General features: G+C 41.7%; 18 protein-coding genes and 6 tRNA genes. 6 read left to right on the top strand and 18 right to left on the bottom strand.

The annotated features are described in order from the left end of the window. Positions 1 to 19: 19 nt before the first annotated feature. The 3 genes from DAHG_RS02140 to DAHG_RS22030 all read right to left on the bottom strand — a co-directional run bounded on the left by DAHG_RS02140 (position 20) and on the right by DAHG_RS22030 (position 2,740). Entirely contained in the window at positions 20 to 1,336 is a 1,317-nt protein-coding gene (locus DAHG_RS02140) for an MATE family efflux transporter (protein WP_022936668.1), read from the bottom strand. Between the two features lie 61 nt (positions 1,337 to 1,397). Further along, positions 1,398 to 2,192: a MerR family transcriptional regulator gene (locus DAHG_RS02135; protein WP_022936667.1), complete on the bottom strand. Its 795-nt coding sequence runs from the start codon at positions 2,190 to 2,192 to the stop codon at positions 1,398 to 1,400. Positions 2,193 to 2,260: 68 nt separating this feature from the next. After that, positions 2,261 to 2,740 (bottom strand): methylated-DNA--[protein]-cysteine S-methyltransferase, encoded by a 480-nt coding sequence (locus DAHG_RS22030; protein ID WP_022936666.1) that lies wholly within the window; start codon positions 2,738 to 2,740, stop codon positions 2,261 to 2,263. 244 nt (positions 2,741 to 2,984) lie between these two features. Here DAHG_RS22030 and DAHG_RS02125 point away from each other — a divergent pair, with 244 nt between their 5' ends. After that, positions 2,985 to 4,304 (top strand): class II D-tagatose-bisphosphate aldolase, non-catalytic subunit, encoded by a 1,320-nt coding sequence (locus DAHG_RS02125; RefSeq protein ID WP_022936665.1) that lies wholly within the window; start codon positions 2,985 to 2,987, stop codon positions 4,302 to 4,304. A 59-nt stretch (positions 4,305 to 4,363) separates the two neighbouring features. Here DAHG_RS02125 and DAHG_RS02120 read toward each other — a convergent pair whose 3' ends face one another. The 6 genes from DAHG_RS02120 to DAHG_RS02095 all read right to left on the bottom strand — a co-directional run bounded on the left by DAHG_RS02120 (position 4,364) and on the right by DAHG_RS02095 (position 12,763). Further along, positions 4,364 to 4,849 carry a MarR family winged helix-turn-helix transcriptional regulator gene (locus DAHG_RS02120; protein ID WP_022936664.1) on the bottom strand — a complete coding sequence of 162 codons (486 nt, stop codon included), beginning with the start codon at positions 4,847 to 4,849 and terminating at the stop codon, positions 4,364 to 4,366. Positions 4,850 to 4,954: 105 nt separating this feature from the next. After that, positions 4,955 to 6,877: an FAD-binding protein gene (locus DAHG_RS02115; protein WP_022936663.1), complete on the bottom strand. Its 1,923-nt coding sequence runs from the start codon at positions 6,875 to 6,877 to the stop codon at positions 4,955 to 4,957. Between the two features lie 233 nt (positions 6,878 to 7,110). Further along, positions 7,111 to 8,559: an FGGY-family carbohydrate kinase gene (locus DAHG_RS18500; RefSeq protein ID WP_022936662.1), complete on the bottom strand. Its 1,449-nt coding sequence runs from the start codon at positions 8,557 to 8,559 to the stop codon at positions 7,111 to 7,113. Then, on the bottom strand, positions 8,540 to 9,406 hold the full coding sequence (locus DAHG_RS02105; RefSeq protein WP_022936661.1) for a PRD domain-containing protein: 867 nt from the start codon (positions 9,404 to 9,406) through the stop codon (positions 8,540 to 8,542). Before DAHG_RS02105 ends, DAHG_RS18500 begins: the two co-directional genes overlap by 20 nt. Before the next feature lie 29 nt (positions 9,407 to 9,435). Continuing rightward, positions 9,436 to 10,848 carry a glycoside hydrolase family 1 protein gene (locus tag DAHG_RS02100; RefSeq protein ID WP_022936660.1) on the bottom strand — a complete coding sequence of 471 codons (1,413 nt, stop codon included), beginning with the start codon at positions 10,846 to 10,848 and terminating at the stop codon, positions 9,436 to 9,438. Positions 10,849 to 10,858: 10 nt separating this feature from the next. After that, positions 10,859 to 12,763 carry a beta-glucoside-specific PTS transporter subunit IIABC gene (locus DAHG_RS02095; protein WP_022936659.1) on the bottom strand — a complete coding sequence of 635 codons (1,905 nt, stop codon included), beginning with the start codon at positions 12,761 to 12,763 and terminating at the stop codon, positions 10,859 to 10,861. 465 nt (positions 12,764 to 13,228) lie between these two features. On the opposite strand from DAHG_RS02095, the gene DAHG_RS02085 reads away from it, so the two are divergent. The 3 genes from DAHG_RS02085 to DAHG_RS02075 all read left to right on the top strand — a co-directional run bounded on the left by DAHG_RS02085 (position 13,229) and on the right by DAHG_RS02075 (position 13,494). Further along, a tRNA-Ser gene (locus tag DAHG_RS02085) sits at positions 13,229 to 13,319 on the top strand. A 19-nt stretch (positions 13,320 to 13,338) separates the two neighbouring features. Next, positions 13,339 to 13,414, top strand: a tRNA-Asp gene (locus DAHG_RS02080). A 6-nt stretch (positions 13,415 to 13,420) separates the two neighbouring features. Beyond that, positions 13,421 to 13,494 (top strand) — tRNA-Gly (locus DAHG_RS02075). 142 nt (positions 13,495 to 13,636) lie between these two features. Here the strand turns inward: DAHG_RS02075 and DAHG_RS02070 are convergent. Further along, entirely contained in the window at positions 13,637 to 14,494 is an 858-nt protein-coding gene (locus DAHG_RS02070; protein ID WP_022936657.1) for a hypothetical protein, read from the bottom strand. A gap of 162 nt (positions 14,495 to 14,656) precedes the next feature. Here DAHG_RS02070 and DAHG_RS02065 point away from each other — a divergent pair, with 162 nt between their 5' ends. Continuing rightward, positions 14,657 to 15,262 (top strand): sugar O-acetyltransferase, encoded by a 606-nt coding sequence (locus DAHG_RS02065; protein ID WP_022936656.1) that lies wholly within the window; start codon positions 14,657 to 14,659, stop codon positions 15,260 to 15,262. A gap of 145 nt (positions 15,263 to 15,407) precedes the next feature. Here the strand turns inward: DAHG_RS02065 and DAHG_RS02060 are convergent. The 8 genes from DAHG_RS02060 to DAHG_RS02025 all read right to left on the bottom strand — a co-directional run bounded on the left by DAHG_RS02060 (position 15,408) and on the right by DAHG_RS02025 (position 18,997). Further along, positions 15,408 to 15,481 (bottom strand) — tRNA-Gly (locus DAHG_RS02060). A gap of 6 nt (positions 15,482 to 15,487) precedes the next feature. Then, positions 15,488 to 15,563: transfer RNA gene (locus DAHG_RS02055), tRNA-Asp, on the bottom strand. A gap of 102 nt (positions 15,564 to 15,665) precedes the next feature. Continuing rightward, a complete protein-coding gene (locus DAHG_RS02050; protein WP_022936655.1) occupies positions 15,666 to 15,962 on the bottom strand; it encodes a hypothetical protein in 297 nt (98 codons plus the stop codon). Positions 15,963 to 16,056: 94 nt separating this feature from the next. After that, positions 16,057 to 16,569, bottom strand: coding sequence for an ECF transporter S component (locus tag DAHG_RS02045; RefSeq protein WP_022936654.1), 513 nt, complete (start codon positions 16,567 to 16,569; stop codon positions 16,057 to 16,059). Between the two features lie 43 nt (positions 16,570 to 16,612). Next, entirely contained in the window at positions 16,613 to 16,945 is a 333-nt protein-coding gene (locus tag DAHG_RS02040; protein ID WP_022936653.1) for a type II toxin-antitoxin system PemK/MazF family toxin, read from the bottom strand. Continuing rightward, entirely contained in the window at positions 16,946 to 17,938 is a 993-nt protein-coding gene (locus tag DAHG_RS02035; protein WP_022936652.1) for a LolA family protein, read from the bottom strand. Positions 17,939 to 18,029: 91 nt separating this feature from the next. Continuing rightward, entirely contained in the window at positions 18,030 to 18,224 is a 195-nt protein-coding gene (locus DAHG_RS02030; protein WP_022936651.1) for a hypothetical protein, read from the bottom strand. A gap of 50 nt (positions 18,225 to 18,274) precedes the next feature. Next, complete coding sequence (locus tag DAHG_RS02025; RefSeq protein ID WP_022936650.1) at positions 18,275 to 18,997, bottom strand: aspartate kinase; 723 nt, start codon at positions 18,995 to 18,997, stop codon at positions 18,275 to 18,277. 123 nt (positions 18,998 to 19,120) lie between these two features. On the opposite strand from DAHG_RS02025, the gene DAHG_RS02020 reads away from it, so the two are divergent. Beyond that, positions 19,121 to 19,206: transfer RNA gene (locus DAHG_RS02020), tRNA-Leu, on the top strand. Positions 19,207 to 19,335 lie beyond the last annotated feature (129 nt).

Below are 19,335 nucleotides of genomic sequence, written 5' to 3'. Positions count from 1 at the left end.
CACACAATCGTGTGTTTTTTTATGCTTTACCTTCAAGCTTTAAATTTTCTTTCTTAATATCAATCAACAATGCCGCGGCACACAGAATGATCTGCGTCAGCGGTAAGACTGCCCAAATACCATTAATATCAAAGAATACTGGCAGAATCAGCATCAACAGCGGTGTCAGCAGCAATGGATCGCCATAAATCAGCAACGTTGAGGCACGGGTTTCCCGGATAGCATAGAAATAAGAAGAATAACATTTCACCAATCCCGCAAAGAAGAAAGCCACGCTGGAAATCAGACAGGCGCTCTCAATCATGACTCCTGCCTCGCTGGACGCACCGAAGATGATTGGAATCAGCGAATCAAAGGCAACGATCAGCACCCCAAATAAGATACCAAGCAGCATTACCAATCGGCGCGCGCGGCGCAGCAGTGATCGTACCAAATCATGACGTCCGGCACCGTTGCAATAGCTGATCAGCGGCTGTACGCCCTCACCGATCCCATGCAGCAGCTCCATCGTCGCCTGTAAAACATAAGACAGCGCTGAATAAGCCGCGACAGCGATTTCACCGCCATAATTCAAGCATTGCCAATTGGCGAAAATAATAACGATGGATGGTGAAAAGGTTAACCCAAACGGTGAGACACCGATTCTTATAATATTTTTGCACATGCGTTTATTTAATACAAAGTCGCTGCGCTTCAGCGGATTCTTTTTATCGGTAAAAATCAGCAGCAGGCAGAATAATGCCGAGAAGCCCTGAGCAGCTACAGTCGCTAAAGCCGCACCGCTCATCCCCATCGAAGGCACCAATACCGCATCCAAAACAATGTTGGTAAATAAAGAAAACAACATGATCAGCATCGCCTGAATTGAACGGTTGCTGTTTCTTAAAATGGGTGTACAGCCTGTCCCAAAGATTTGAAGCGACGACCCAAGCACGATCACAAACAGATATTCATAGGCCAGATCATAAACCTCGCCCTTCGCTCCAAACAGTCTTAAAAGCCATGGTGTAGAAATAAAAATCAACGTTATTGACAAGATTGCAAATAGGCACAGCAGCATTAACGTATTCCCTTTCGCCTGCCGTGACGCATTCTCATCCTCAGCCCCCCGATACGTCGAAATCAGCACAGAACCGCCGACGCCGATACCGGTTGATACAGCTAATATAAATGAAGCAATCGGCCAGCCTATATTAATTGCCGCCAAACCCGCATCTTTTAACGCGTTCCCGACGAAATATCCATCAACAATCGCATAAAACCCACTCAGCAGCATTGTCAGCATTGATGGCAGCACATAACGCCAAAACTGCTTTTCAATCTTTTCGTGTGTCATAATAAAACCTCCCGACTCTCAGTATAAACTATGGAGTAACTCCAAGGTCAAGAGGTTCTTTTTATTTCACAGGTATCAAAATTTCAGAATAATACTCACTGGCATCAGTTTCACTGACAGCCAGCATGTAATTAATATAAATCGTTCCAGTCGGCTGATATCCCTTTTGCTTCACTTTTTGAAAGAGCGGCTCTATCTGTGCTTTGATATCTTTATGGTCATTAAATTTCATCAATATCCGCGCGCACAGCTCAGTTTCCTCTAATAACGGACAAGTCTTATCCTTTAATAAATGGAACTCATCTTCCATCTGTTTTTCCAATAAAATCATAAACGCTGACTGTACAATCAAATCATTTTGCTGATGATAAACACCGACCAGCTGACAGACATCAAAAATATCTGAAGCAAATATCCGCTTGCTCTTGCGATAAGCCGCCATCTCATTTTTACCTCTAAGCAGCACGTAATAAGCTGGCATCGGCTGAATTTTCACATCCCCCATCGCGGCTTTGATTTCATCTACATTCTGAGCGGTCAAAGCGAGTTTTTTTAAGATCAGCTTCTGTTCCTCTAGCTGCGCCTTAATCTCTGCTTCCTTGATCGTTAATGTCTGCTGGAGCTGATCCAGATCCCCTTGATAAAGAATCGTATGAATATCCTGTAAGCTTAAATCCAAACGCCGGTAAAATAAGATATCAATCAGCAAGTTAATATCAGTTAATTCATAGCTGCGGTAATGATTCAATTCATTTACTGACGGCTTTAATAAACCCTTTTTTTCATAAAAGCGAAGCGTATCACTGCTGATACCAAATAGACGGGCAATTTCACTGATTTTAAAATTTTCACTCATAGACAGCCTCCCTTTCTATTATTATATCAGAAATTATTTTACTGCATAAAAAAAGAGGCATTGATCCTCTAGCTTTCAATAACATCCCGCTCATATTCAAGCAATGCCTGCTTGCGGACAATACCGCCGGCATATCCAACCAATTGTTGATTTTTACCGATAACACGATGACACGGTATGATAATACAAATGGGATTGCGGTTATTGGCATTGCCGACTGCCCGTACTGCTTTCGGCGAACCCACAGCCTCTGCAATCTGCTGATAAGAGCGCGTTTCACCAAAAGGTATCCGCTGTAATTCAGCCCAGACCCGCTCCTGAAAAGGGGTGCCATGGACAGACATCGGCACATCAAACTGCAGCCGCTTGCCTTTAAAATATTCCTTCAGCTGTTTTTTTACCAGCTTGGAGCATGGTGTTTCTTCGGCACTTTCACATTTTTCATTCACAAAAACAAGCGAAACTAATTCGCCCTCAATAACACCTATACGCAGCAATCCAATTGCTGATTTAAAATAGTCTATCTGCATTTCCTTTTCTTTATTCATCCCTGATACTCCTGCCTGCTTAGTGGAAATAATTATACTACTTTTTTTATCTTTTGAATATGGATAATTTTACTAAATTATCCAATGCCTTATAAGCCCCTTATTTATTTGCACATTTTAGTTATCTATGAGTGAAATATTTGTAGTTTTGTGCAAATGTTTTGCACATACTAACAAGCTTTCGCTTCTTGTTTTACTTTTAAAAAATCGAGTGTTATAATTTGACTATCAAGGAGGATTTTGTATGAGCAAACCTAATCCATTAAAACAAATCGTAGCTAAACAAAAAAAGGGTGAACCGGTAGGTATCTACTCTGCCTGCAGTGCCAATGAATATGTCATTGAAGCTGCACTGGAATGCGCAAAGCGCGACAATGCTTGTGTGCTGATTGAAGCCACTGCCAATCAGGTTGACCAAAACGGCGGTTATACTGGCATGAAACCGGCAGATTTCAAAGCCTTCGTCATGAATATCGCCGATAAGGTTGGGGTTGATAAAGACCGTATTTTCTTAGGCGGAGATCACCTCGGCCCATTAACCTTCGCAAGTAAAAATGAAGCCGAAGCAATGGCTGACGCGAAAGAGCTTGTCAGATGCTATGTAGCTGCTGGCTTTACTAAAATTCATATCGATACAAGTATGAAAGTAGCCAGTGATGATCCAAATGTCCGCTTAAGTGATGAGATTATCGCTCAGCGCGGTGCTGAATTAGCCAGAGTCTGTGAAGATACTTATCAGGAATTATTAAAAACTGAACCTGATGCGGTAAGACCGGTTTACATCGTCGGCAGTGAAGTACCAATTCCGGGCGGTGCTCAAGATCCTAACGCCGGCATGCAGGTAACCCGCGTTGAAGATTTCAAAGCAACTGTCAAAGCATTTGAAGATGCTTTCGCGGCTAAGGGTTTAAGCGATATCTGGCAGGATGTTATCGGGGTTGTCGTTCAGCCGGGTGTTGAAGAAAAGGATGCTGGCTGTACGGAATATGACCGTGCGAAAGCCGCTGAACTGATGGCAGCTATTAAAGATTACCCAAATCTGGTATTTGAAGGTCACTCTACCGATTATCAGACAAAATATAAATTAAGAGAGTTAGTTGAAGACGGCGTCGGCATCTTAAAAGTAGGGCCAGGCCTGACTTATGCGATGCGTGAAGCATTATTCGCGCTGGCTTATATGGAAGATATGATTCTTCATGGCAAGGACGATGAAAAATCTGATTTCATCAATGTTCTCGAAAAAGCTATGATGGATGATCCAAAGAATTGGCAAAAGCACTATCATGGTAATGCTGATGAATTATGGTTCAAACGTAAATTCTCATTCTCTGATCGTTCCCGTTACTATATGCCGGTTGAAAGTGTAAAGGCTGCGAAAGATAAGCTGATTGCTAATTTGAGAAAATATGGTATCTCATTGGCCGTATTGTCTCAGTTTATGCCGATTCAGTATACTAAAGTACGCTGCAATGAATTAGAAAATGATCCGGAAGCTTTAATTAAGGATCGTATTAAAAATACTATTGACGAATACTTATACGCGTCACATCAAGAAGTTCTATAATTATTAAGCTCGCTCAGCGAGCTTTTTTTGACATAAAAAGGCGCGGTTTGTCCGCGTCTTTATCGATCATGCTTAGGCCCAAAATCAACCTGCGGCAGCAATTCACTGATTACTTCCATCGCTTCCACAAATCTGAGCTGTTGTTCAGGGGTAAATTTTTGGATTTCCTCAAAAGCATGCTTTGAGTATTTGCTTTCAATTTCTTCAATGACCCGCTCACCCTTTTCAGAGACCAGAATATAAATGATCCGGCGGTTTTCCTTGCAATACTGCCGCTTCACATAGTCCATTTCAACCAAATGATTGATCAGCTGTGTTGCCTGCTGACGGCTCATCTGCATCTTATCCGCATATTCACTCATCGTCATCATGCCGCAGTATTTCAGATACCAAATCGTACTCATCTGATTGGTTGTGAGATCATAATCGAATTTATAGTAAGCCGCAAATGTTTTGTTAATGCCCTCTAAGCTGCTGCTGACATAACGCATCAGGACGTCGCGCATCTGCTGTTCATTTAGTTTATCATATCCCTTTGTATTCATTCTAATCCACCTGCCATATGTTACCATTATAGCACAATCATTACTCTTTGACTTTATATTTAAAGTATTGTCAAGAAAAAAGACAGAGGGCTCTGTCTTTCTTCACTATTTTTTAACTGCTTCCTTAACTGCCGCACTAATTCCCTGGCAGTCCAGCGTAGCGCCGGAAATTGTATCAACCTCTGAGCTGTCAGCGTCGATAATTGCCTGAATATAATCACTTAATTGTGTATCATCCATAAATAAGAATTCTTTGCCTTCAACAGCTTCTACATTGGTGATTTTACCATCACTAATTGTTACTTCAATCTTGATATCACCATGCTGACCTTTATATATTGCGTCATATTTACCATCTTCTAATTTAGGATCAGCAGGTTTTTCTTCATTGCTGCCTGCCTCAACAACACTGGTTACTGTGCTCTTGCCGTCAAAGGCATGCTGAGCCGCCGCGCGTCCTGAAGCAATGGCTTCTGAAAGGAAAACACCATTTTGATAAAGATTAGATACATAGCTTCCTAATTCACCAGCTTCATATAAGTTAGGAATCGGATTGCCGTCCCAATCAAGTACCTGTGAATGCGTATTGCGCTGAGCACCGCCGGTAGTCGCAACTAAGGTTGGCGTTAATTCAACTGCATAATAAGGCGCCTGATCAATTTTTTCCATCGTTGCCGGGTCACGGTTGAAATCACTGTCAGCACCCGCATCAACCATTGCGTTATAACGATCGATCGCCGCTTTTAATTCAACAGGATCACGGCCGATCTTTTCAGCTAATTCTTCAATCGTATCCGCTTTGATGATCCATCCCTTAGCAATTTCATCTTCATTATTCTTTGACCAAACATAGCCTTCAGTCGTAATTGGCCAAGACAGCCACTGACTTGCTACTGATTCACTTGAAGCCAGCTTGTCATCAAAAATCAAATGGACAGGCAGCGCTCTTTCATGAGGTAAATCCACATAACGTCCATATTCAACATATTTCATATGCTGACGATGATAATCCTTTGATTCATTATAGAAACGCTGAGTATCAGAATCAATTTCAATCCAAGCACCTGATTTAAAGGTCATATTTCGCATAAATGTTGATTCATACTCAGGCACCTTGATGCCTAACCAGAAACCGCCGGACTGTGTCTGATTATTCATGTGCCACATTTTCGCGCCAACCTTCATCAGCATGCGGATACCATCCCCTGTATTGCCAGGTGTACCAGCTGTATAAACCGTATCCATACCATGATAGTTGCGCTGCATTTCAAGATTATTTTCAAAACCGCCGCAGGCCAGCAGCACACCTTTATTGGCTTTGATCCGAATTAGATTGCCTTCTGGATCTTGTGCGATGACACCAAGAATAGCCTTCGTCTGCGGGTCTTGAATCAAATCAATGGCCGGTGTGGAATAAGCCACCTCAATGTTGTCTCGCATTTCAACGGCCGCGTTGAACCCCTTCCAAACGCCGCCGTTTTCAAAAGCGCCTGAGCCTTCCTTGCGGATATGCGCCGAAGTGCCTTCAAAACCTGCGCCCGGGAATTCAGCAAATTCGACAACCAAACTGCCCCAGCGAAGCGGACCGCCGCCAACATAACCAACCTCATAACCGGCCGCGTTGACAGTGCCCTGAACCCATTTAATCTGATCAGCGAATTCCGTCGCTAAGAAATCAAGATATTCTTCAGGAATTGGATTCGGCTCATTACAATTTCTGATATATTCTTTAAACCCCTCTACCCCTGACTCAGAAGGTACGATAAATGTCTGCCCGGAAGCAATTGAATTACCGCCAGCTAATGTTTCCGGCATTTTTTCAAGCACTAGAATACTGGCATCCGGCGCAATATCACTGGCTTCCAAAGCTGCCGCTTCACCGGCTAAACCATAGCCTACGATCAGAAAATCAACTTCCCTGTCCCACTTCTCTTCAGTTTTTGGTTCCGTTGCCGTACTGCATCCAAAAGCTGTCAGAAGCATGAACATCGATACTACTAAACCTGTTAATCGTCTTCCTATGTTCATTTTCATCCTCCTCGAACATTGTCATGAAATCATTTCCCTTTTCATTCATGATTATTTATAGTAAACACTTGTTTACTATTTCATTGTAACATCTTAAGCCTTCTTGTCAATAATTTCACTTATAATTTGTTATTAAATTATCAATTTGCCAATTTACTTGTGAAGGAGGACTCAATTTATAAATATATCCTTTAAATTTTCACAATTTAAAATAAAAAGAGAGCCTGCGCTCTCTAAATTTCCATGATTTGCTGATAAAGATGCTTCATCTGCTTTCTCATTTCATTATATTTCTTATGCTTATCCAGATTTGAATCGTAGCTTACTGTATGCAATTCCTTATTCACGGCGCGATACCCCTCTGCCACATTCGAGTATAAGCCTAACGCGCACGCAGCAACCAAAAATGCTCCGGCAGCAGTGCTCTCACTGTTATCACTGCGGGTTATTCTGCATCCGCAAACATCGGCTAACAGCTGCGAAAAGCCTTCACTCGCTGACATCCCGCCGCTGATACAGATTGAATCAACTGCCGCATACTTTTTAAAATGTTCAATATTTTCAGCAATTTCCATGCAGATACCTTCAAGCAGAGCTTTCAGCATCGCTGCTTTGCTCGTCTTAAGGGTTAAATTATAAAACATCGCCGTAGCGCCGCTGTTCCAATCCGGCGTTGAGCGGCCCTGAAAGTATGGCAAGACAATACAGCCATCAGAATCCGCATGCAATGCGGTTTCATTCATCCACCCGTAAAAATCCTCATGATCGCCGCAGAAGGCAGAATGGAACCATTCAAGCGCTGAGCTGCACGTAAGAACACTAGCTTCAAGGATATACTGAGAAGCGACAGACGCCGCGTTGCAGACCACATCCATTGCTAAATGGTTTGGATAATGCTCACAGGGTGTCAAAAGGAAGGCGCCGGTACCCAAGGTTAAGGAACAGATTCCCTCACTGACCGCACCCTGACCAATCATGCCGCATTGCTGATCACCGCCGGCACTGACGATTGGCAGGCCAGTGCGAATACCGGTAAGCGCCGCGAATTCATTACTTACCGACGCGATGATACTGCCGGCTTCATGCAGCTCACACAGCTTTTCTTGATCGATGCCGAATAATTTCAGCTGCTCCTCATCCCAAATCCCCTGCCGCAGATTCATCAGCAGCGAACGGCTGCCATAGGTCTTATCGCTGGCGAACTGATTACTCATAACATGAATCAAATAATCAGGAATAACTAACAGCTTATAAGCCTGATCATAAAGATCACGGCGATTTTCCTTCAGCCATTTCATTTTAGAGCCGGAAAACACCGGATTCACACGTGATCCACAGCGTGAGAAAATCAATTCATTATAACTCATTAAATCATTGCAGCACTCAACACAGCGGCGATCCTGCCACATAATCGCATCAGAGAGCGGCTTGCCTTTTTCATCAACGGCGATTACACTTGAGCGCTGTGAAGTCAAGGCCACCGCGTCAATATCATGCCCTGAAAGATTCGACACAATATCGATCAGCGCGCCGCGGAAATCTTGCGGATCTTGTTCAATATACCCATTATCAAGCAGTTTTACCTGATACTTTTTTTGACAGCTGGCAAGCTGTGAACCATCTGCCGCATAGACGATGCCGCGCATACTTGAGGTACCGACATCAACGACTAAGATTTTCACTGCCTTCACCTCTTTCCTCAAGAATACGGTGAATATGAATCGTCAGATACATAATTTCCTGATTCGTCAGCGCGGTTTTAAACCGGCCATGCAGATATATCTCAATCTTTTTCACACACTCATATTCAACCGCTAAACTGCTGATGATCTGTTCATACAGCATTTCTTGTTTTTCTGACGGCAGCAGCTGATCTGAAATCAACCGCTGAACAAACAGTCTCAGATGCGTGACAAAACGCGAATAAGCAATGCTGTCCTCATCATAAATCAATCTGAAATTATACTTCACAATATCTAAAATATCGGCAACTACCTCATTAATCAGCGTCATCTTACCACTGTATGGATTACGCTGCTGAGCGGTAATAAAATGAAAAGCAATATTCCCCACTTCATCCTGAGGCAATTCAACACCGGCTTTTTCCTTCATCAGTTTTAACGCGTATTCCCCCACATCAAACTCATTAGGATTAAAGCGCTTCATATCCAAGGTATAAAAATTCTGAAACTGTATACCGTTCTTCATGCGCTGGGCAGCAAAAGCCAGATGGTCTGTCAATGCGAGATAAATATGGTCAACTAGCCCCATCTGATACGTATCTAAGGCATAATCAATCACCATTTTGGCAATCTCAAAATAGATACTGTCAGTATCCACCACCAGCCGCATCATGTTCTTGGAAATTTCACGATCCTTCAGGATAAATACCTTTTCAATATCTTTCTTATCAAGATGAGCACCAATCGCTTTATTATAACCGATCCCCTTACCCATCAAAATAATTTCCTGACCCTCATCATTTAATGCCAGAATCAATGAATTATTCAACACCTTTACAACTCGCATAGCTTCTCATCCCTCTTACTTCCAACGCTTTATTTAGCGCCGTTATCTTTGATAACCTTCTGATACCACATAAAGCTGTCTTTTTTAATTCTTCTTAAATCCTTCAAATCATGATCCTCACGATTGACATAAACAAAACCATAACGCTTTTTGAACCCCTGATGTGAACTCAGCAAATCCATGAATGACCATGGACAGTAGCCCATCATTTCCACACCATCTTCAATCGCATCACTGATTGCATCAATATGAGCATCTATATAAGCAATTCGATAATCATCATGAACATGACCGTCTTCAGTTAATACATCAGCGGTGCCTAAGCCATTCTCAGTGACAATCATCGGCAGATGATAACGCCGATAATAATCATTCAGCACAAGACGCAGTCCCATCGGATCGATCTGCGCGCCATACTCGCTGGCCTTCAGATTCTCATTCTTCTCATCACGGCAGTAGCCATATTGATCAAAATCAACCTCATTGCCGCGGAATACTCTTGATCCAATCGGATGCTTTTCATCCGCCGGCAGATAGCTGGCACATAAGGTACGATAATAATTCAGTGCGATGTAATCAATCTTAGCCTTTTTTAAAATCTCTTGATCTGCCTTCGGCATCTGCGGCACAATATTTCTTTCCTTCAGATAACGCATGTAATAGCCTGGATATTCACCATTCATATGCATCTCAAGACAATAGTTCGTCTTAAAATTATCATTCATTCTGGCGGCCCAGACATCCATTGGCTGATTGGTCAGCGGATAGGTGCAGGTAGAAGATACCGCCGGCCCTACTTTACCATCCTTAACTAATTCATGACAGGCATTTACCGCTAAGGCATGCGCAAGGAACATATGATAATCCATTTGAGCACGCATCTTATCCGCCTGATAATCATCTTCCACATATATATTCATGCGGTTATTTACTCGAATCATCAAGTTTTGTTCATTATGCACCTGCCAAATCTTCACCCGATCACCAAAAGCCTGAAAGCAGATACGGGCATAACGTTCAAATGCAAAGGCGCATTCGCGGCTTTCCCAGCCATTGTATTTCTCAACTAAAGCATACGGCAAATCAAAATGATACAGCGTTACCAGCGGCTGAATGCCATTGCTGATTAATTCATCGATAACCTGATTATAGAAATCAATACCATGCTGATTCACTTCACCGTCGCCGTCTGGAATGATTCTTGTCCATGCCAGAGAAAAACGATAAGCCTTCATTCCCAATTCTTTCATTAATGCGATATCTTCACGCCAATGATGATAGAAATCGCTGGCAACCTTACTGTCAGCCTGTTTATCAGAATGCTTAAATGAATTATAATCCGCAACACTCATCCCCTTGCCGTCTTCATCCCAGCCGCCTTCAATCTGAAAAGCGGAAGAAGAAGCACCCCATAGAAAATGTTCAGGAAAACGTTCTTTCATTTTATACCTCCTAACGTGCTGCCACAATGACAGTTGTATTAATATCAGCCTTAGCCTTTGGCAGACCAGTTACCACCGAGAATTCATTCGTATTGCTGATAACTACCGGTACACTCATATCAAAGCCTTCTTTTTTCAATGCTTCAAGATCAAAAGAAATGATCTTTGTACCCTTTTTAACAAAACTGCCCTCTTCGACATTCTTCGTAAAATGCTTGCCATTTAATTTTACGGTATCCATACCTACATGAATTAAAATTTCCGTACCATCCTGCAAAGTCAAACCAATCGCATGCAAAGTCGGATAAATCAGGCTGACCGTACAATCAGCCGGCGCTACAACTTCACCCTTACTTGGAATAATCGCAATCCCTTTACCTAAAGCACAGGAAGCAAATACTTCATCATTTACATCTGTAAGCTCAATCGCTTCGCCCTCAATCGGTGACGCGATTTCCACATCAACATGATCAGGAAGTTCAACGACTACATTCTTTTTAACTGTTTCTTTACTGTCAACATCATCAAAACCAATAAAATAAGTCATTGCTGCCGCACCAAAGAAGGCAACCCCAATACCAATTAAGTAGAAAGCAAATCGTGTCATGCCATAAGCCGCATAGGTGAAGATAGTCAAGATACCATTATTAGCAAAGGCATCACCATATACGTTCCCCAGACCCATGATAGCACCGCCGATCGCACCGCAGATTACCGCATAAACCATCGGTTTTTTCAGACGCAGGTTACAGCCGTAGATGGCAGGTTCAGTGATACCCACTAAGGTTGCCGCAATGGCTGAAGAAGCCGCAACTTGTTTCAGATCCTTGCTCTTTGTTTTAAGCATAACACCTAAAGCCGCGCCGCCCTGTGCAAAGTTTGCAGAACCGGCAAAAGCTAATAAATTCTGATGACCATTAACCGCAACATCATTTAAACCAATTGGCAGCAAGGCACGGTGAGCACCAAAAATAACACATACGCCCCACAGACCGCCGATCAGCGCGCCGCCAAGCACAGCACTGACATTCATAATTGAATCATAGATAAATTGTACGCCGTTACCAACATAAATACCGATTGGGCCTAATACAACAAATACCAGCGGCAGCATAATTAACAGCTCAAGACCCGGAACTAAGATAATTTGAAGAATCTCAGGAATGAACTTTTTCAGATATTTTTCCAGCACCGCCATTACGATTACCGCCAAAATGATTGGAATTACTGATTCAGTGTAAGAGAAAATCTTAACGGATTCACCAATCTGCCATGCACCCTTCATGATCGGCAAACCAAAGATCGTTGAAGCAACCTCCGTATTTTGAATCATTGCATCGATGGCTGGATAAACTAATGTACCGCCGATTGCCATCGCAATTACCTGATTACATTTTAATGCTTTTGCTGTTGTATATGCAAGGAAGATAGGCATAAAGTAGAAAATAACCTGACTTGCATTATAGAGAATATTATAAGTATCCGTAGCTGCTAAATCATAACCATAGTTGCTCAGTAAAAGCTTAGCCGCCGTCAGCAGACCCTTGATTAAACCAGCGGCCGCGATAGCAGGAACTAAGGGTGTAAATATTTCCGTAACCTTTTGAAGGATCAAATTACCGATGCTCTGCTTTTCTTCCGGCACATCAACATCCCCGCCGGCATAAGCATCACCGATGATTTCAATGACCGCATCATAGATTTTAGTAACCTTAGCACCGCAGACTACCTGAAATTGACCGCCTGCCACTACAACTGAAATAACGCCCTCAAGATGCTCAACAACTTCCTTATTTGCTTTCTTTTCATCTTTTAAAACAAAACGCAAACGAGTAAAACAATGTGTAACGCTTTTGATATTTGACTTGCCGCCGACATTTTCAAGAATGTCTCCCGCGATTTTCTTATAATCCATTTTCATTTCTCCTTTTCATTTTTTTATAAGTCATTGGCCATATGACAGTTGACAGACGCAAAAAAAGATCCCATCAGCCCATAACACTCTGCTCCTCCTAAAGAGAAGTCAAGAATTATAATCTGATGCGATCTTGCCTGCTTACCAGTAACACGTCGCTGATTAATCTATCAATCTAGTAGTATGTTAACACAAAGTTTTTTTGATTTCAAGAGAATTTATGATTTTTTTGCAAGCGTTTGCATTTTAAACGGGCAATTCTTACTCTGAATTATATTTATAAGGAATAAAGCATACAGAATTATTTTCATTCAAACTGACAATGAATGCCTTTAATTTAATTTCTTTGCAGGAATTGCAACTGCTTCCATTTACTTCCCGTATTTTTTGCATAAATTCTAAAAAAGGGTCTTGTCAAACTCAAAATCTCATGATATTATATACAAGCGTTAAATAGTTCAGCATGGAGAAGTACTCAAGAGGCTGAAGAGGTGCCCCTGCTAAGGGTATAGGTCGGGATACTGGCGCGAGGGTTCAAATCCCTCCTTCTCCGCCATTTATAAAATGGTAAATTTGGTCCAGTGGTGTAGTGGTTAACATGCCTCCCTGTCACGGAGGAGATCGTGGGTTCGAGTCCCATCTGGACCGCCATTTATTGCAGATGTAGTTTAATGGTAGAACACAACCTTGCCAAGGTTGATACGGGAGTTCGATTCTCCTCATCTGCTCCATTGATTAATAAACACCTTCAGGTGTTTTTTTTATATAAAAACACCGGCACAAGAAGCAAAAGCGTTTCAGCCTATTTATCAATTCTTTCTAAAAGTAAATGCGTCTATGACAGTGCATCTTTAAAGGGCACTTTTATTAATATCAGCGCAGTTCACCATACCCCGAGTTATTAAAATACCAGGTAAGTTCTTCATTTTTAGCCATTTTTCCCGATACCTTTAAGTAACACCATTTCTTGTTATTCATTACCCAGTAATTTCTAGCCATCCGGCCATCCGGTTTAATATAATACCAGGATTGATAATCACGATCCCAAATCCATTCATCCTTAACCATCTTGCCGTCACGGTAATAGGTCTGTTCACCAAGCTGTGGGTCCCATTTCCAGCCTGAATTAGTTTCGTAAAATTTAAAGCTCATGCCAAACGTATTCATGACCTGTGTGCCATTCATAAAGAAAACATGCCGCGGATCTACTGCATTAGGCAATGTATACGGATGTACATTATGTCCATTTGGATAATGTGTCCAGCCAGTTGATGGAATCAGCGGGCTTTTTCCCGGTGTTAGCTTCAGCTTGCCTCTGCCTGCCTCCACATGCATATGAACAGCGGTTGCCGCACCTGAGCTGCCGGCCGTTTGCGCATGTTCACCTTGTTTGACAACATCCCCCACCGACAGATGTGAGATATCATCATCATGCCAGAAATCGAGGGTCAGCGTATCAATCGAACCGTCCGCAAACAAAACCTCATCCACCGATTCCCAGATTACCTCATTGCCATTATCAATGCTGTATTTCCCCATACAGCGCATCGTAACCGGCGCATAGATTTTACGATTCTCCCAATCCACATTATCCAATGCCCACGTTCCTTCATGAGAGAGCCATGTATGCCCTAAATCCTCACCACTGCCCTGTGTTAAATCTATGATTGTCTGCGGCCAAAGGACAACTTCAACACCTCTGGCGGTTTTTAATTTTTCATCTGCAAGCATAATTGCCACCTTTCTATTTCATAGTATTCAATGATGAATCAAAGGTGACAGACATCGGCTGACGAAACTTATAACAAGTTTCAGCCATTTGACATTTCTAATCACCACTATTAGAATGAAAATAGTTAATATGTACGCATAACCAAGTAAAGGAGACAGCACATGAACGAATTAGAAAAATGCATGGCAGGTGAATGGTATGATTGTCATGATGAAATATTCTTAGAATATAAAAATAACGCAAGAGCTTTATTAGCCCAATATCATGCGCTCGCCTATCATCAAAAGGCTGAGAAAACCGAAATCCTTAAACAATTATTTGGCAGTATAGGCAGCAACGTTTCCGTAGGCACACCTTTTTTATGCGATTATGGCAAGAATATACAATTAGGTACAAATGTGTCGATAAACATGAATTGTACTTTTGTTGACTGTAATAAAATTGAAATCGGCGATAACGTTTTAATAGCTTCTAATGTACAGATTTATACCGCGGCTCACCCAGTCGAATTAGCTGACCGCCTAACACCTAACTGGCAGCCTGAAAGCAGTGAATACTTCTGCCGTACCTACGCTTTGCCAGTAAAAATCGGTAATGGCTGCTGGATTGGCGGCGGTGTAATCATTCTGCCAGGTGTAACGATTGGCAACGGCAGTGTAATTGGTGCCGGCAGTGTCGTGACCAAGGATATCCCGGCTAATTGTGTAGCGGTTGGAAATCCATGTAAAGTAATCAGAAAAATAAACGGTGCTAAAGAAAATGAATAACCCATTAAAATATTGCCTGATCAATAATAGATTTTGTATATAAAGCTGTCAGTCCGTCTTTTTTTCATGCCATTATGATATTTTATTAAATAAAGTGCAGCTTCCTATATAATAAAAAAAACACCCGAAGGTGTTTATTAATCAATGGAGCAGATGAGGAGAATCGAACTCCCGTATCAACCTTGGCAAGGTTGTGTTCTACCATTAAACTACATCTGCAATAAATGGCGGTCCAGATGGGACTCGAACCCACGATCTCCTCCGTGACAGGGAGGCATGTTAACCACTACACCACTGGACCATTCGATGTATTTTATGTGACTGCCCTAATATAATACATGAATCAGAATTAAATTGCAAGCATAAATTTCAAAAAAATGAAAAAAATTAGATACAGCCTAAATTACATCATATTATAGATCAGCGGCAGCATTAAAAGGATATAAAAAATCACTTCCCCAATCCCGCCTTGATGAGCATTATACTTCTGATACTGACGATAACGCATTGAATCATTGACATAATTAGACTTAGAAAGCAAACCGCCTGCCGACATACAAAGCAGCGCTAATAATACGATTCCCGCTGTCCAAAATGGCCACCAATCATATCCCTGCATGCTCTCATATTTACCTATACAAATCACAATAATACAATAAACAAGATAGCCTCCCACCTTTATCAGACGCTGTTTATCCATAAATACTCCCCCTTTAATTTATTATACCATCCAACATCAATAATTTTTAGTAAAAATTGAAAAACTGCCTTGATTTTCATCAAAGCAGCACTGCTTATTCAAATAAACGCGTCTTAACTAAAAGCTTATAACAAAGCGGTACCAGTATCAGCTGAATCACCAAACCCGGCAAAGCAGTCACAAATACGGTTGTCAGATAAGCTGTAATACCAAACGCAGAAGCACTGAATCCAGCTATTAACGCATTGACAATGCCATTTACTAATCTTCCCGCCAGCATAGAAACAATTAAAGCAATCCAAATATTGCTTTTTTTAATCAGATAGCCAATTACCAAACCATAAGTACCCAGCTCCACAGCCATTGCCAGACCCACAGGCATCAATGGCGGCATGCCGGTTAACACAGAGGAAAGCAATGGTGTTATCAAACCACAGATCAAGCCGGCAATCGGTCCTAAAAGACTGCCGCAGATCATCACTGGCAGATGCATCGGCAAAAATACTTGGCTCGGCCCTAACCCCAGCATATGAAAGGCCTGCGGTACGATTGTTCCCAGTGCGATAAATAAGGCTGTCATTACTAATCTTTTTGTTTTTGAATTCATAAAAATCACCCTCTTTTGATAGGGTGATTATATCATATATTGTTTACAATTCCAAACTGATACGCAATGCAGCATTGATTTTCTCAATCGTTGACTGATCCAGTGTGCAGATCCATTGCCCCAGCCGCTTCTTATCAATCGTCCGCAGCTGTTCCAACAAGATCATCGATACATAATTCAGCTGTGACACCGAAAATATCACGTGTGTCGGAAGCGGCGGTTTGCTCATTTTTTTTGATATCGGAGCAACGATGAGTGTGGTAGAATATTTATTTCCTTTATCATTTTGAACAACCACCACAGGCCGTACACCACCCTGCTCGCTGCCAACCACCCCGCTTAAATCAGCGTAATAGACATCACCGCGGCGTATCATTTATTTCATCACTGCCACTTGCATGCTGGACAGCACACTCATCATTTCTTCCGGTGTCAGATCCTGTGAGAAAACCGTCAGTTCCACATTTTGCTGATACGCGCTCATGCTGGCACCATCATAGAAACCAATCACATCCAGCGTATCAATCATTTCACCTGGCATGAAGACAGTCTGCAGTTCATCGCTCGCCGCTTTCACGGTTTCCACAATCGTAAAATTCTTTTCACCGGTAAACTCAAGCACATGACGGGTCTGGCCATTCACCTGCATCACATTATTAGAAACCAATCTGGAATCATAGGTGCTTACCGGATATAGCGGCAGATCTTCCTGAGCCAGCGGTAATGAAGCTACAGATGAATCCAGTTCCTTAGGTGCCGCAAATACATCATCTTTCACATCATTATTATATTCAACCTTCTCAAATACCATTTTCAGCTGCACGGTATTATCTTCATCAAATATCTGAATTGCCTGCGGTTTTGCTTCACCGTCAAAATCCATTTCCTGACGGATATAATTCTTATTATTCGGATAGCTGACCGGAGCGGTAATATGAGCGCCGTTCTTGTTTTGTTCAATGACGGCTTCTTCACTCTTCATAACCTCAAACATTGTCTGAATCAGATAAGGCTTCGGAGAATTCATCGGCCATTCACCTTCAAATTTAAAAATCTGATTTAAGCTCGGTGTAATCACAAAAACACCATCCGCATTTCTAAGTAAAATCTGTTCCTGATTCAAATTCTTATCAAAAAGACTTACCCGGTAATATTCATCTGTTTCAGCCTTTTTATAATTCACTTCAATCAGATAACTCTTAATATCCTCTCCTTTATTTAATTCCATTTCACCCTGCAGAGTATACGATGTAAGATTGCTCATTATCTTGTCACATTCTTTTGTGAATGACTTAGGTTTAAACGCAAAGAAACACGCAACGCCGATGCAGAGGACAACTACTGCGGCTATAATACCTTTCTTTTTCATATTGATCTCCCTTCACTTTCCCTACAACTTATGCAGCTTCGTGAATAAACATGACTTTATGAAAAAGAAAAAAATTACTCCAAAGAGTAATTTACATTACGATATAACCATTTTCCATCAATGCCCTGCGAATAGCGGCCAGCTGATCATTGCCGGCATTGTCAATCGTCAGGGAATGATTATATAGATTAATTTCATAAGCAGCCAGAAAACTGCTCATGATAGAATCTATTTCACGGACATCCTCATCAGTTTTCATATTTGTAAGAATCAGTATTTTTCGCATCAGAACACCTCACCCTTATTATACTCAAAACACAAAAAGAAACAATTATTTTATCGTTTGATAATCGTTCCTACATCATCGCTGAAGGTTCCCTTCAAAAAGATTCGAATATGGTTTTGAGCGGCAAAATCAATACAGCGGTCATGAATCACCCGGCAATGCAAAGCCAGCATATGATGATATGTGATCTCTTTATATTTCTTTGCATTTTTATTGATCTTAGGATCACTGTCATAGACCCCGTCAACATCAGTATAGATTTCAACCTCACTGACATCCAGCATTTTTGCTACCAAGACTGCCGTATAATCGCTCCCGCCCCGGCCTAATGTCGTAATTTCACCTATTGAATTCATCCCTATAAAACCGCAGACTACCAGTACATCATAGGCGTCCAGCATTTGTTTAAAATCATGGGAATCCATCGACACGACATTGGCGCAAAGATAGTTATCATCGGTCAGGATTCCGGTTTCTTTAAAGCTGAGAGCATAGGCATTGATCCCGCACGCGCGCAGTTTTGAACAGAAGCGGATGCTTGACACAAGTTCTCCCATGCTTAACAGCCGGGCAGTTTCCTGTTCCGACAAGTATTCATTACCCAAGGATGCCAATGTATCTGTCGCATAGGGATCGCCATAACGTCCCATCGCACTGACAACGACAATGACCTTGCCTTGTTTTGCTTTTTCTTTACATATATTGAGTGCATATTGACAACGTTCATCATTACTGAGCGATGTACCGCCGAATTTACAGATTTGAATGTTCATATTTAATCACCTTTGACACTTTAGACTATGGTTTTATTAGCAGTATGTATAGGCAAATCTTAAAGAAAGCAGTTGAAAAGTTCAGCAAAATACGTTATTATATTTAAGCAGCAGATATTCCATGCGAACGTGGTGGAATGGCAGACACGCTACTTTGAGGGGGTAGTGGGCGTATGCTCGTGTGAGTTCAAGTCTCATCGTTCGCACCATTTGACTGTAAAGCCTTAGAAATAAGGCTTTTTTTGTCTAATGAGCTTGACAATACTTGTTCTTGCGTTTATAACATATATGAGCCTAATAAGTTTACTTATTATTACCAATTAAATATGTACTGTGTT

This window comes from Dielma fastidiosa (assembly GCF_000313565.1).
Classification (GTDB): Bacteria; Bacillota_I; Bacilli_A; order Erysipelotrichales; family Erysipelotrichaceae; genus Dielma; species Dielma fastidiosa.
Note: the sequence above shows the minus strand (reverse complement) of the source record. Positions and strands in the feature narration are given on the sequence as shown.